General features: G+C 39.8%; 11 protein-coding genes. 10 read left to right on the plus strand and 1 reads right to left on the minus strand.

Annotation, left to right across the window (positions count from 1 at the left end; genetic code table 11):
- Window positions 1-546: 546 nt before the first annotated feature.
- The gene (locus MS2017_RS04350; protein ID WP_122951384.1) at window positions 547-2,031 is read right to left on the minus strand and encodes a JDVT-CTERM domain-containing protein; all 1,485 of its coding nucleotides are present in this window, start codon (window positions 2,029-2,031) and stop codon (window positions 547-549) included.
- 648 nt (window positions 2,032-2,679) lie between these two features.
- Between MS2017_RS04350 and MS2017_RS04355 the strand changes: the two genes are divergently transcribed.
- The 10 genes from MS2017_RS04355 (at window position 2,680) to pssA (ending at window position 14,856) form a co-directional block, all read left to right on the plus strand.
- The gene (locus tag MS2017_RS04355) at window positions 2,680-4,491 is read left to right on the plus strand and encodes a tetratricopeptide repeat protein (protein ID WP_122951385.1); all 1,812 of its coding nucleotides are present in this window, start codon (window positions 2,680-2,682) and stop codon (window positions 4,489-4,491) included.
- A gap of 447 nt (window positions 4,492-4,938) precedes the next feature.
- On the plus strand, window positions 4,939-5,889 hold the full coding sequence (locus MS2017_RS04360) for a tetratricopeptide repeat protein (protein WP_122951386.1): 951 nt from the start codon (window positions 4,939-4,941) through the stop codon (window positions 5,887-5,889).
- Between the two features lie 97 nt (window positions 5,890-5,986).
- Window positions 5,987-7,474: a hypothetical protein gene (locus MS2017_RS04365; RefSeq protein WP_122951387.1), complete on the plus strand. Its 1,488-nt coding sequence runs from the start codon at window positions 5,987-5,989 to the stop codon at window positions 7,472-7,474.
- Between the two features lie 18 nt (window positions 7,475-7,492).
- On the plus strand, window positions 7,493-8,446 hold the full coding sequence (gene dusA, locus MS2017_RS04370) for a tRNA dihydrouridine(20/20a) synthase DusA (RefSeq protein ID WP_122951388.1): 954 nt from the start codon (window positions 7,493-7,495) through the stop codon (window positions 8,444-8,446).
- A complete protein-coding gene (gene ftsA / locus MS2017_RS04375; protein WP_122951389.1) occupies window positions 8,447-9,703 on the plus strand; it encodes a cell division protein FtsA in 1,257 nt (418 codons plus the stop codon).
- Window positions 9,704-9,771: 68 nt separating this feature from the next.
- Entirely contained in the window at window positions 9,772-10,683 is a 912-nt protein-coding gene (gene lpxC, locus MS2017_RS04380) for a UDP-3-O-acyl-N-acetylglucosamine deacetylase (RefSeq protein WP_071564997.1), read from the plus strand.
- A 117-nt stretch (window positions 10,684-10,800) separates the two neighbouring features.
- On the plus strand, window positions 10,801-12,534 hold the full coding sequence (gene ilvB, locus MS2017_RS04385; protein ID WP_122951390.1) for a biosynthetic-type acetolactate synthase large subunit: 1,734 nt from the start codon (window positions 10,801-10,803) through the stop codon (window positions 12,532-12,534).
- Complete coding sequence (gene ilvN / locus MS2017_RS04390; RefSeq protein WP_071564995.1) at window positions 12,531-13,004, plus strand: acetolactate synthase small subunit; 474 nt, start codon at window positions 12,531-12,533, stop codon at window positions 13,002-13,004. The genes ilvB and ilvN overlap by 4 nt, the downstream gene beginning before the upstream one ends.
- A gap of 33 nt (window positions 13,005-13,037) precedes the next feature.
- On the plus strand, window positions 13,038-14,042 hold the full coding sequence (gene ilvC, locus MS2017_RS04395; RefSeq protein ID WP_122951391.1) for a ketol-acid reductoisomerase: 1,005 nt from the start codon (window positions 13,038-13,040) through the stop codon (window positions 14,040-14,042).
- 55 nt (window positions 14,043-14,097) lie between these two features.
- Window positions 14,098-14,856: a CDP-diacylglycerol--serine O-phosphatidyltransferase gene (pssA, locus tag MS2017_RS04400; protein ID WP_122951392.1), complete on the plus strand. Its 759-nt coding sequence runs from the start codon at window positions 14,098-14,100 to the stop codon at window positions 14,854-14,856.
- The last annotated feature ends 50 nt before the right edge of the window (window positions 14,857-14,906 follow it).

The following is a 14,906-nucleotide window of genomic DNA, read 5'->3' on the forward strand; positions in this document are numbered from 1 at the left end:
AAGTTTGGGAAAAAGGTGTTTAAATAAAGGTGAAATGTTGCTGGTGCATATAAATAGAGTTTGTGGGGGAGGGGAGAAGGAAGGGTTACAAACCCTTCCCTACTTGTGGGAGCGAGCCTTATTTTTGTGTGAAAAAGTTCTGTTTTTGCCCTTGCCTTTGGGAGGAAAACTTTTTTCACCCTTGCCTTTTTTTTGAGGGGCTTTTTTTTCATCCTCGCATTTGAGGGGAAAAACTCTTTTCATTCTCGCCTTTGAAAGGAAACCCTCTTTTCATCCTCGCTTTTGAAAGGAAACCTTCTTTTCATCCTCGCCTTCGGGAGGAAAACCTTGCCGTAGGGAACGGTTTGTAACCGTTCCTCTCTCTTGGCACAAACCTACTCATTACACGCTATGTGAGTGCGCATTAAACAAAGATAAAAAATTGCTGATGCATGTATAAATAGAGTTTGCGAGAGAAGGAAGGGTTGCAAACCCTTCCCTACTGATGGGCGTGTGTATAAAAAAAAGTCCTGTTTTACAGGACTTTTTCTTCACTAATTGGGTTGCTTAATGAGTAAATCGGCGTTTTCTTCTGATTAGGTAATAAGTGCTTAATGCTATTAATAAAATAAAACCTATGTCAAATCTAGCGGGCGCATTGGGGTTGTAAGTGCAACCACCGCCACCGCCACTACTGCCACTGCTACCACTGCTATCGTCACTGCCACCATCATTGTCATCATTAACAACTGTGGGCGTTGCTATTGAAATGGTGCTTGTAATAACGCCGTTGGCTTGGTTGTTATCGGTGTCGTTTTCGCCGCCGTCTTTGATGGTTAATTTAAGGCAGGTGGCGCCTGTGGTTAGTCCAGTTTGCCAGGGGCTGTCATCGGTGCAGGTGGTGCTGGTTTTGGATTGTATGTTGTTGTCATTAATGACAAATTTTTGCCAGCCGTGGGTGGGTGAGTATTGGCGTAATTCTGCTTCTGCGGGGATGGCGGTGGTGAGTTGAATGATCACTTGAGTGCTGTCGCCAGTGGCGTTTAGGCCTTCAATGACATAGTCATAGATGTCGCCGGTGGTTTGTGTGTCGCTGGTGTTGTCGGATAATTGGTTGTTTGCTCGGTATTGTTTCATTTGCTCGGGGGTTAGGTATCCGGAATCTGTGCCCATGGCGCCTAGTAATATTCTGGTGCCTGCGGGGCTGGTGATTTTTTTGTCTATTCCGGCGAGTAATTGATTGTTTTGATAGTCTGTTTCTTTACTATCAGGAATGCCGTTATTATTGGCATCTGTCCAATGGTCGGGATAATCGTCAACCAATTTAAGTGCCAAAACTCTGGTGATTGAATGACCGTCAAACATCGTTGTTAATTGAATGGTGTGCGTACCAAGATTTGCAGTGCTGGGGTCAAAGGAAAAAGTCGCCTTATCATTGCCATCAATAGCGGAAAAATCAGAGCCATCCCATTGATAAGTCCGTGCATTGGCAACAGCACGAATCGTAACAATGCCACTATTTTTAGTAATCAATCGGCCTTTATCAGTATTGCCCCCTTGGGTAACGGTGAATTGCTCAATCATTGGAATGCAATTTTCCCAGCATAGGAAAAGATTGCCAATATGCTCAGTTGCCTTTTTGTCAACAACATTACTTTCCCCCGCAGCATTTTTAATACGCACAGATAGTCTTATCGTAAGCGAAGTTTTGCCACTGGCATCAGCCGCATCAAGACTGGTAAACTCAATATTCGTATCTGCAAATCGAATCTGCATCTGTCTTGCATAACCATTCACTTGGTTGATATACACTGTATTCAAACTCGCTGATTTTTCCGCACTGCCCATATAATAGGTATCTCCAGAATAGAGTCTGACAGATATGAGCGTAAAAGCGAAGACAGAATCCAGTTTAACAGGTTGGTCAAAAGTCGCAATGGCCAATTTTTTCCCCACCCTTTCAATCTTGGTAATCTTTGGCACGCTCGCAAAGGCTTGCAAGGTGAATAAAAGGCATAAAGTGGTAAGAATAAAACGCTTAAGCATGTTCATGGTGGATCTCCTAATTGCTCATTAATGGTTATTTTTTAATGTTATTAATAGTTTGAGACTTTTGCATAAATATAAATAATCATCAAGAATCCACTTTTTACCCACTTAGTAACTTTTTAAACCCAGCCTTAGCCCTGCTAGAACAAGGTTTAAGAAAATCACCAATTGAGCAAAAATTGAATTTTGCTAATCATCCATATTTATGCAAAGGTCTCGGTTTGTTAGTTGTTTTTTTGTCCAATATCAAATACAATTAAAAAAATGTATTCAATCTAGAAATTATGCCATAAAGCAAACACCTATATTGTATTTTTTTATTTATTTAAGCAGGTTACCCCACACACAACATCACCCCATCAAAATCAAAAAAAAGACAAATTCTAAAGCCAATTGACAACAAAGCATTATAATGCAAACGCATTAACATCACTTACCAGAGAAAACACACACCCAAGACGAGCAAGAAATTTTGGCTACAGACGAGCATCCCATAAAAGATGAATTTATTAAAAGATTTAATTAACCTTATTACAAAACCTAAAAAAAATCCACCCACCCACCTGGCATTTTTTTTAAAAAAACCCCAACCGTAGGGAACGGTTTGTAACCGTTCCTTAAATACCATACAAACCCGAATTAGGAGAAATCATGGACACAGTTATTAAATATTTGACACAACTAAAAGACATTCAAAAAAACGGAATAGATTGTGTTTATCGTGGCCTATCTGATGAGAAGCACCCCGTTTGCAGCACTTATTATCGCCGTTTTAATTTGGGTAAAAATCCCCCAGAAAAACCCAGTGCTAAAGAGTTTCAGGCTTACCACGAGAAGTTATTGCTAGACGCTAAGAGTTACCATTACCACAAAAATAAAGAGTTATCACCAATAGAGTTATTGGCAGAATTACAACATTTTGGTGCAGCAACTGGCTTGATTGATTTTTCCAAGAACTTTTTAGTTGCCTTATGGTTTGCAAGTAATTCCAATCCAAAAAAAGACGGGAAAATATCTTTGTTAAATAAAGGTGATTGCGTTGAGTATGTTGAAAACAAAGATTTGTATCAAAATACACTAAATAACTTTTGCCTAGTTGATTTGAACTTTAAAAGTAACAATAGAATTTTCGCCCAAAATGGCGTTTTTATTTTTAGCAATAGAGTTTTTTATAAAAATGATTTATATGAAATTATCATAAGTAAAAAGGATAAAGAGCAAATCATTATAGAATTAAAAACTTTTTACAACATCACAGAAAGCACATTGTTTCAAGATATTTATGGTTTTGCAGAGGTAAACAATGCCCAACACCCTATTAGAAATAATAATTCTGATGATTTTAGTAGGCAAGCAAGGCATTATATGGGAATTGGTAATCTTGATAATTTAACTAAAGCGATTGAGTTGTATAACTTGGCACTAAAGAGTAGCATTCAAACTTACGGTGAATTACATTCAGAAGTCGCAAGAATAAGAAATGATTTAGCGAGTGCGCTTAGAACTAGAAACCAGTCTGGAGATCTAGCTAAAGCGATCAATTTATATAGTTTGGCACTAGAGGGTGATATTCAAACTTACGGTGAATCGCATCCAGAAGTTGCAACAACAAGAAACAATTTAGCGGGTGCACTTAAAACTAGAAGCCAGCCTAAGGATTTAACCAAAGCGATTGAGTTGTATAATTTAGCACTAAATAGCAACATTCAAACTTACGGTGAATCACATCCAGAAGTTGCAGCAAAAAGAAGTAACTTAGCAGATACGCTTAGAATTAGAAGCCAGCCTAAGGATTTAAGCAAAGCAATTGAGCTGTGCGATTTGGCGCTAAGTAGCAATATTCAAACTTATGGTGAATCACATCCAGAAGTTGCAACAACAAGAAACAATCTAGCAATTGTGTTTAGAATTAGAAACCAGCCTAGGGATTTAACCAAAGCGATTGAGTTGTATCATTTGGCACTAGAGAGTGACATTCAAACTTATGGTGAATCACATCCAAAAGTTGCAACAACAAGAAGCAATTTAGCAGATGTGCTTAGAGTTAGAAACCAGTCTGAAGATCTAATCAAAGCAATTGAGTTATGCAACTTGGCACTAAATAGCAATATTCAAACTTACGGTGAATCACATTCAGAGGTTGCAACAAGAAGAAACAATTTAGCAAATGCACTTTGGACTAGGAGTCAGCCTGGGGATTTAACCAAAGCGATTAAGTTGTATGACTTGGCACTAGAGAGTAGTATTCAAACTTACGATGAATCGCATCCAAGAGTTGCAGTAACAAGAAACGATTTAGCAAGTGCTCTTCAGGCTAGAAACCAGCCTGGGGATTTAACCAAAGCGATTGAATTATGGGAATTAGCTTTAAAAACTACACAGCAGGTGTTTGGCGTTGATCACCCGAATGCTAAAATTATTGCTGGCAATTTAAAACAAGCAAAAGCAAGGCAACATTCTTAGAATAAAAACACGCTACACGGGCTTATCACACCACAACAAGCCCTCACCACCACGAGCATGCCACATGCCTCTCCTAAGTTCCCCACCCCGCCCCAAAATTCAAGAAAAAACACCTGAACTACTGTGATATAATTGCCTTTTTTAATTTTATAGGTAGTAAAAAAAATGAGCAACACAGGTAGTAAAGATGTAAGCAATACGCACAAAGTAAACACAAAAAGCGATACACAATTACATTTCAAAAGCCGACCGTTATGCAATCAAAGATTATCACAAACTTACACAAGATAAAATCGTCAGATTTGCCGAAAAAGTTTATACAGAATTCAAACCATTACCGTGACCCCCATTAAAGTTATTGCCCAATAACAAAAATTTAACACAACAAAGTTTAAAGAGTCCTGAGTAATCAGGGCTTTTTTTTAAGCAAACAACCAAGGAAATTTTATGAAAAATTTAACCACAGCCCTAACCTCATTAATACTAGCAATCCTACTCGCAACCACTGCCATGGCAGACCCAGTTAGTGATTGTGATAAAAGTGCTGAGTGTGTCAATCTCGGGCTTAAGTACGAAATTGGCAAAGGCGTTAAACAAGATTATTTAAAAGCAGCAGCGTTTTATCGCAAGGGGTGTGGCTTGAATGACAGTTTGGGTTGTGCCAATCTCGGGCTTTTGTATCTAAAGGGCAAAGGTGTTAAACAAGATTATTCAAAAGCAGCAGAAGTTACCCAAAAAGGATGTGATTTGGATAATGGCTTGAGTTGCTCCATTCTTGGCAGTATGTATCAAAATGGCATAGGCGTGAAACCGGATAAACTTAAAGCCGTAGAGTCTTTACAAAAAGGTTGTTATTTGAATGATGGCAGAGGTTGTTCTGATTTTGGGTTTATGCATTTAAATGGCACAAGCATTAAACAAGATGATTTTAAAGCAGTAGAGTTTTTCCAAAAAGGCTGTAACCTAAATGACGGCTTAGGCTGCTCCAATCTTGCAGTGATGTATAACAATGGCACAGGCATTGAACGAGATGATTCTAAAGCAGCAGCATTTTTTAAAAAAGGCTGTTATTTAGACGATGATTTAGGCTGCTTTAACCTAGGACTTATGCAAGAAGAAGGCAAAGGCGTCAAACAAGACAACCTCAAAGCAGCAAAGTTTTACCAAAGAGGATGCGGCTTAGGCAACGCCCCCAGCTGTTCCAATCTTGGTTTTATGTATGAAAATGGCAAAGGCGTTAAAAAACACACCATCAAAGCCTTAAAATATTACGAAAAAGCCTGTAGCCTAAAATCTACAAAAGGCTGTCAAAATTATGACAAGTTAAAAAAAATAACGACAAAGAAAAATGCACTAAATGTTACTTCGTTCCCAAGTACCGTTTGGGAGTTTGCTTAAAAATCACTTTTGCTGTGAAATAAAGGTGGCGATTTAAAAGTATAAAAAATATAATATGAATTCCCACGCATGGCGTGGCAACTATAGGGGTTATATAATGACAATTAGATCTTTGTACCAAAGAGAAAAGGTAAATTACCGTGGCGTTGATTACGAAATTGATAGTCTAGACAACTCCGTCAATATCAATGGCAGAAAGTACAAAGTTATAAAAAATAAAGTTGATGTGAAAAAAATAACTGACCTTGAGGAGCGAGAGCAAAAATATTATTTTTTTGATATAGACATATCAATTTCAGATTTTTTTGTTACCTCTAAAGATATAAAAGCCCCAATTCAAGAGCAAGAAGACTTATCTTTTGTCTGTTCTATTTTTAATAGAAATGTTAGTTTGGGGGATAGGGTAATAGACTCTAAGTTAATACACAAATTGTCTTTTGGAAAAAGCGATTTTGCTCAAGAATTGTTATTTAATTTTAGTAATAAAGAAATTTCTGGCACACATACAAAACTAGAATTTATTGAATGTAATTTTGGTAAAAAATTAAAAGTTAGGAATTACGAGACTATTATTCCTAATTATTATGAAGACGATGTGCAGCCCTTGCCAGAAAAAAGTAGATATCCGTATCATCAGCAAAATAAAGCACAATTGAAAGAACTTAAAATTACTGATTGCACGGCTGATGAAGGTGCCTATTTGAGAATTGGTTTTTTAGATATTGGGAAATTTGAATTATCCAATCTACGGTTGCCACAAAATGCAGAATTAAATATTGGTGATTGCCATTTTCAATACTTTAAACTGACTAATTTTAGAAATATGGGTAAGTTTAAACTTTATAAAATTAATGTTCTGCCAAAAGAATATGACAAGAGAGAGGGTTATAACCCAAGATTTCAAATTGACAATACCTCTATAGGTGGGGCAGATTTTCAGAGTATCAATTTAGTTTCATTTGCTAGAGTAATTATGTTTGATAATATTTTTACTGAACTTGATTATACAAATATGCAGTGGGAGCATGAAATAAAAGTTGGGCAATTTGGTAAGGCTAATCCTCCCAAAGTATGGAACGATTCAAATTTAGCTAAATTTCTGTTTGATAGTTATGAATTTAATAGGGTAGAAATTGCTAAAAAACGAGATACTCATCGAACCTTAAAAAAAGTTATGATAAGAAACCACGATCAACAAGAGGCGCTAGTTTTTTATCAAAAAGAAATGGAAAATCATTGGCAAATAACTGAATGGAAAAAGGATTTTGGCAACAAGATAACGCTAGCGTTTAATAAGTATACCAATGAATTTGGTTTAAATTGGTGGAAGCCATTGTGTTTGTTATTTGGCGTTTCTCTATTATTTTATTTTTTATTATTATGTAATTTAGATATACCCATTCTCGAACTTGAACACTGGCGAAGTTATTTTGAATTCTTAAATCCGACACATAAAACAAGGTTTATAGCAAAAGAATACTGGGATTTTTGGAGTTATGCCATTGACTTTCTTTTTAGGTTGATTGAAGGCTTATTAATCTACCAAACCATTCAAGCATTTAGAAAATACAGTAGAAAATTATGAACAAATTAATCTTATCTCATGCATAAATTCTCAGTCGCCCCAATGATGGATTGGACGGATAGGCATTGTCGGTATTTTCATCGGTTGTTGTCGGTGGAGGTGCAGTTGTGGACGGAGATGGTAACGGCTAAGGCGATTTTGCATGGGGATAAGGGGCGGTTGTTGGATTTTGAGGCGGGGGAGCATCCGCTGGTGTTGCAGTTGGGAGGTGGGGATCCGGGGGAGATGGCGCAGGCGGCGAGGGTGGCGCAGGTGTGGGGGTATGATGAGGTGAATATTAATGTGGGGTGTCCGTCTGATAGGGTGCGTTCGGGGAATTTTGGGGCGTGTTTGATGCAGACGCCGGAGGTGGTGGCGCAGTGTGTGGATGCAATGCGGCAGGGGGTGGATATTCCAGTTACGGTAAAATCGAGGATTGGGGTGGATGCGAGGGACAGTTATGAGGAGTTGGTGGAATTTGTGGGCGTGGTGGCGCAGGCGGGGTGTGAGGATTTTGTCATTCATGCACGCAAGGCGTGGTTGCAGGGGTTGAGTCCTAAGGAGAATCGGAGTGTGCCGCCGTTGAATTATGAGTGGGTGTATCAGCTTAAGCGGGATTTTCCAGCGTTGGGGATTGGGATTAATGGGGGGATTATGACGGTGGAGAGTGCGAAGGGGCATTTGGCAAGTGTGGATGGGGTGATGTTGGGTCGGGCGGTGTATCATCAGCCGTATTTGTTGAGTGAGGTGGATGTGATGATTTATCAGAAAAAGACGGCGGTGGTGTCGCGTGAGCAGGTGTTGTTGCGGTTTATTGAATATATGAAAAATCAGCAGGGGCAAGGGGTGCCGATTCGTTCGATGACGAGGCATATTTTGGGGCTGTATCATGGGCAGCCGAATGCCAAAAAGTTTAGGCGTTTGTTGAGTGGGAAGACGGTGGAATTGGCGCATTTATATACATGGTTGGATTTTGTAACGGAGGAGAATTAGATGGCGGATGGAGATTATATTGCCAGTGTTGATATTGGTAGTAGCAAGGTTGTGGTGTTGATTGCAGACAGGCTGGATGATGGGTTGTTAGAAGTTGTTGGACATGCTAAGGGGGTTTCTAAGGGGGTGAGAAGGGGTGAGATTGTTGATGTTGATGCGCTGGTGTCGGTGATTAAGACGGTGGCGAATAAGGCGGGGAAGAGTTGTAATTCTGAATTTGACAGTGTTATTGTGAATATTTCAGATCCGAATCTTCGGGTGTTTAATCTGACACCAAATAAGCATGTGGACAGTGATTTGGTTAAAAAAAGTGATGTGGAAGCGTTGATGAGAACTGCTGAAGCGCAGAGATTTAAAGAAACTGAGCAACGCATTAGCAGCATAACGCATCATTACATATTAGACAAGGATTCGGATACTGAGCAAGGGGTGGTGGTTAAGCGTCCGATTGGTGAGCAGGCGGATATGTTGGAGGCCAGTGTGCATATTGTTGTGGCTGCTAAACAGCGGGTTAAGAATATTGAAAGAAGTCTTGGGCTGTGTGGTTTTCAAGCGCAGAAATTGGTGATTAATTCAATGGCGAGTAGTGAGCCTTATTTAACCCCCGTGCAGAAAGATGATGGTGTTTGTTTGGTTGATGTGGGTGCGGGGGTGGTGGATTTGTCCGTTTTTAAGCAGGGGAGGATCTTTTATAGCACGGCGATTCAGGTCGGGGCAGAGCAAGTTACTAAGGATATTGAGAATGCGTTTAATACCTCTTTTGCAGAAGCGGAGCGTTTAAAGTTGGAGCATGGGCAGGCGCAAGTTAAAACGCTGGAGAGGGATATGTTGATTGGCTTTCAGCAAAATGATGTGGCGGATTATTATTTATCGCATGAGTCGTTGATTGAGGTGATTGAAGAATCTTATAAGGCGTTGTTGTTGTCAATTAAGAAGAAAATACAAGAAGAAGATAAAAACTTGTATCGCTCTATCAAAGGCTTTGTGTTTGTGGGCGGTGGTGTGAAGATTGAAGGTTATGCTGATTTGGCATTTGATTGTTTGAAGAGGCGGGTGAAGGTTGGGCATGTTAATAGAGAGGTGATTCGCTTGAACCCTAACTCTGTTTCTTCGAATGAAAATTTGTTGGCACCAGAATATGCGTGTGCTTTGGGTTTGTTGTTGTTTAATGATGAGGAGTTAGGTTACAAGGAAGAGCAGTTGGTCAATAAGGGGGGGATAAAGAGTGCGTTTAAAAACCTTATAAGCAGTTTTTAACAGTGAGATTTTTACATAAATTATAAATAACCTTTATACTTACGCCAAGTTTTTTAATGGCGGAGAGCATGATCAAACAAAGGACAATCAAAAAATCTGTTAAAGCGCGTGGTGTGGGCATTCACAGCGGCAATGTGATCAATATGACACTGATTCCAGCCATTGCAGATCATGGTGTCGTTTTTAGGCGGATGGATGTGGGTGGTAAATTGGTCAGAGCGCACAATGCCTTTGTGAATGAAGTGATATTGTCAACCAGCATTGAAGAAAAAGGGGTGAAAATCTCAACGGTTGAGCATCTGATGAGTGCATTTTCAGCACTTGGTATTGACAATATATTGGTGGAATTAGATTCGTTTGAAGTGCCGATTATGGATGGTTCGTCCGCACCCTTTGTTTTCCTAGTGCAATCAGCAGGCATTGAAGAGCAAGAAGCGCCTAAGAAATTCTTTGTTATTAAAGACACAGTACGGGTGGAAAATAATGATTCTTGGGCGCAAGTATCGCCTTATGAAGGCTTTAAAGTCTCGCTTGAGATTGATTTTAATAACAAAAAAGTAAAAGAAAGTGGGCAAAAACTCAGCATTGATTTTGCACAAAAATCTTATCTTAAAGAAATTTCTAGAGCCAGAACTTTTGGCTATATGCGTGATATAAAAACCTTACAAGAAAAAAACCTAGCCTTAGGCGCCAGTATGAATAATGCCATTGCCCTGAGTGATAATGATGTGCTTAATGAAGACGGTATGCGTTATGAGAATGAATTTGTCAAGCATAAGATTTTAGACATTGTGGGCGACTTATATCTACTTGGTGGCAGTTTGATTGGGCATTATGAAGGGTATAAAACTGGGCATTTGTTGAATGACCAATTATTGTCAGCCATTCTTGAGCAAACAGAAACTTGGTCGATTGAAACTTTTGAAAAAGACGACTCGCCAATTGCCTTTTATTCAGAAGATTGGCAGAATACTTTATAACGCTACGACATAAGCACAAAATAATTTTGATAAAGTTTTAATGCATTGAGTGTAAAAAAAACTACCAACATTCTTATTTTATGTATAATCCTAGGGTTTTTTTCAACCAAATAAGCAATGAAGTTAAATGGCGCTCAAATACTGGTTAGTTGCCTTCAATCAGAAGGTATAGATCATATCTTTGGATATCCGGGGGGCGCCGTCTTGCATATTTACGATGCACTGGATGCCTGCACTACTATTGATCACATTTTAGTCCGCCATGAGCAAGGTGCTGTGCATGCAGCAGATGGTTATGCGCGTGTTAGCGGTAAGTGCGGCGTGGCACTTGTTACCTCTGGACCTGGATTGACCAATGCGGTAACGGGTATTGCCACGGCATATATAGATTCCATTCCACTGGTGGTAATTTCGGGTCAAGTGTCCTCTGCGGTGATTGGCAATGATGCCTTTCAAGAAGTGGATGCAGTGGGTATTACGCGTTCGTGTGTTAAGCATAATTTCCTGTTGACGGATGTGAATGAATTGGCAAATGTTGTTAAAAAAGCCTTTCACATTGCCACGACTGGCCGTCCTGGCCCTGTGTTGATTGACATTACCAAAGATACCACGATTGCTGAAATTGAATTTGGCGGTTATCCCGAGGCAATCAGTATGCGTTCGTATCAGCCTGAAATAAAGATTGAAGCCGGTCAAATTGCCAAGGCAGTTGACTTACTTTGTCACGCAAAAAAGCCAATTATTTATTCAGGTGGTGGCAGTGTGATTGGCAATGCTGACAAAGAACTGATTGCCTTCACCCGTCATACCAATTTCCCCATCACACAAACCTTAATGGGGCTAGGCGCATATCCTGCTACCGATAAGCAATCTTTGGGTATGTTGGGTATGCACGGCACTTACGAAGCCAATATGGCAATGCATGATTCAGATTGCATTATCGCTGTAGGCGCGCGTTTTGATGACCGTATTACAGGTAATTTAGAGCGATTTTGTCCTTATGCAAAAATCATCCACATTGACATTGACCCTTCTTCGGTAGGCAAAACAGTGGGCGTTGATGTGGCTATTATCGGGCAAGTGAACGAGGCCTTAACTGCGTTAATGAAAGCATTAGAGGGCAAAACATTAGGCAATATTGATGCTTGGTGGCAAGAAATTAAAGACTGGCGTGCGGTTGATTCTTTGGCTTATAAAACCAAAGCGGGCGTGATTAAGCCACAAAGCGTGATTGAAGCATTGTATGAAGTGACCAAAGGCGAAGCGATTGTTACCAGTGATGTTGGGCAGCACCAAATGTGGGCGGCACAATATTATCCATTTGACAAACCGCGTCGTTGGATTAACTCTGGTGGCTTAGGCACAATGGGTTTTGGTTTGCCGGCAGCAATGGGGGCAAAGTTAGCCATGCCTGAGAGAGATGTCGCTTGCGTAACGGGCGAAGGCAGTATTCAGATGATGTTGCAAGAATTATCAACCATGTTGCAATACAACACACCTGTTAAAATCATTAATTTGAACAATGGTTACCTAGGTATGGTGCGCCAGTGGCAAGAGTTTTTTTATGACAAACGCTATGCAATGTCGTATATGGATGCATTGCCAGACTTTGTTAAATTGGCAGAAAGTTATGGTCATTTAGGTATTAAAGTTGAAAAAGAGGCGGACTTAAAGCCTGCTTTAATAGAGGCATTTAAACAAAAAGACCGCACGGTATTCTTAGACATTCTGACCGACCCTACAGAAAATGTATTCCCCATGATTCCCTCAGGGGCAGGGCATCATGAAATGTTATTGGCAGGGCGTGATGAAATGGCATCTACAAATGACGAAGGATTAAATTTAGTATGAAACACATTATTTCCTTACAATTAGAAAATGAATCGGGTGCCTTATCAAGAGTCGCAGGCTTATTTTCCGCACGCGGATTTAACATTGAATCACTAACAGTAGCCCCCACGAATGATGAAACTTTATCACGAATGACCATTGTTAGCGTAGGCGACGAAGGTATTATTGAGCAAATCGTCAAACAACTGGATAAGTTGATTGATGTGGTTCAGGTAACCAATTTAACCGCTGCCGAGCATATTGAGCGAGAGTTGGTGCTGGTTAAAATTGATGTTAATTCGAGTTCTCAGGCTCAGATAGACAAGCACATTGAGGAATATGCTGGCAAAATAGTGGATGTGAGCAAGGATACTTATACGGTTGAAGTGGTAGGAAAAAGTCAAAAAGTGAGTGATTTTTTAGCGTCAATTGATGCCAATAAAATTTTGGAAGTTTCTAGAACAGGCGTTACAGGCGTTTGTCGGGAATAAGAATATTAAAATTAAAATAACAAGGAAGAGAAAATGAACAGATATTACGATAAAGACGCAGATTTAAACATTATTAAAAATATGAAAGTGGCAGTTGTGGGTTATGGCTCTCAAGGTTATGCGCATGCAAATAACTTAAAAGATTCAGGTGTAGATGTTGTGGTTGCCTTAAGAGCGGGTTCAGCCTCAGCAACAAAAGCGGCTGAAGCAGGCTTAAATGTGAAATCAGTTGAAGAAGCAACCGCATGGGCGGATTTGGTTATGGTATTAGCACCGGATGAATTTCAAGCAAAGATTTATACTGACAACATCGAACCAAACCTACAACAAGGCGCTACACTCGCATTTGCACACGGTTTAAACATTCATTTTGAAATGATTAAACCTAGAGTCGACCTGAATGTCATTATGATTGCTCCAAAAGCGCCGGGTCATACTGTGCGCAGTGAGTTTGTTAAAGGTGGTGGTATTCCTGATTTGATTGCGGTACAGCAAGATGTATCTGGCACAGCAAAAGACATTGCATTGTCTTATGCATCAGCCATTGGTGGCGGTCGCACGGGTATTTTAGAGACCAGTTTTAGAGAAGAAACAGAAACCGATTTGTTCGGTGAGCAAGCCGTATTATGTGGTGGTACAACCGCTTTAGTTCAAGCAGGTTTTGAAACTTTGGTTGAGGCTGGTTATGAGCCTGAAATGGCGTATTTTGAATGTATGCACGAACTTAAATTGATTGTTGATTTGATGTATGAAGGTGGTATTGCAAATATGCGTTATTCCATTTCCAACACGGCTGAATATGGCGATGTAACGCGTGGCCCTCGTATTATTACGGCGGAAACCAAATTGGAAATGAAAAAAATCTTGAGTGAAATTCAAGACGGTTCATTTGCCAAAGAATTTGTGGACAATGTGGGTGATTTGCCTGCGCGTCGTGAAGTGCAACGGGCTCATCAAATCGAGCAAGTTGGCGAATCATTGCGTTCAATGATGCCGTGGATTGCTAAGAATAAAATTATCGATCAAAGCAAAAATTAAAAAACAGCATTAAGCGCCCAACTTAGTTGGGCGTTTTTATTTATAGCAGGTGAATATGGTAGAGAAAAAAATAAAAAGAGGCGTTTACTTACTCCCCAATATACTGACAACATTTGGGCTGTTCGCTGGGTTCTTTTCCATTATTTTAGCCACCAAAGGGCAATATGCAGAAGCGGCTGTTGCCATTTTTGTGGCAATGGTATGGGATGGCCTAGATGGGCGTGTGGCACGATTGACGAATACTCAAAGTGCATTTGGTGAGCAATACGATTCTATGGCGGATTTGGTTTCATTTGGCGTGGCACCTGCTTTGTTGATATATTTTTGGCAATTTTCAGAAATGGGGCAGATTGGTTGGATTGGGGCGTTTATTTATACGGCTGCTGGTGCGTTGCGTTTGGCTCGTTTTAACACGCAAATTGGTGCAGAAGATAAGCGTTATTTTCAAGGCTTGCCTTCGCCAGCGGCGGCGGCACTTGTTGCGGGGTTGGTGTTGGCTAAGGATTTTATTGGCGTTACGGATTACGATCAATATTTTGCGATGGTGAGTTGGGGTATTTTGGTAGGAGCAGGCGTGCTAATGGTAAGCAATATTCGTTATCATAGTTTTAAAGAAATCAACCTTAAAGGTAGGTCGTCGTTTAAATTATTGTTGATTGTTGTTTTGGTTATTGTGGTTGTTACTTTGTCGCCACGCGTTATTCTGTTTATGTTTTTCTTGATTTATACTTTGTCTGGTTTGATCATGACAACGATTGATGTGCGTAAAAAACGCACTTTCAAGAAAAAAAGTAAAAAATCAAGCAAACTTTAATTTATAATGCTCTCCCATGAAATGTCAAATTAAAACTTCTTCATTTAAAC

Source organism: Bathymodiolus thermophilus thioautotrophic gill symbiont (genome assembly GCF_003711265.1).
Taxonomy (GTDB): Bacteria; Pseudomonadota; Gammaproteobacteria; order PS1; family Pseudothioglobaceae; genus Thiodubiliella.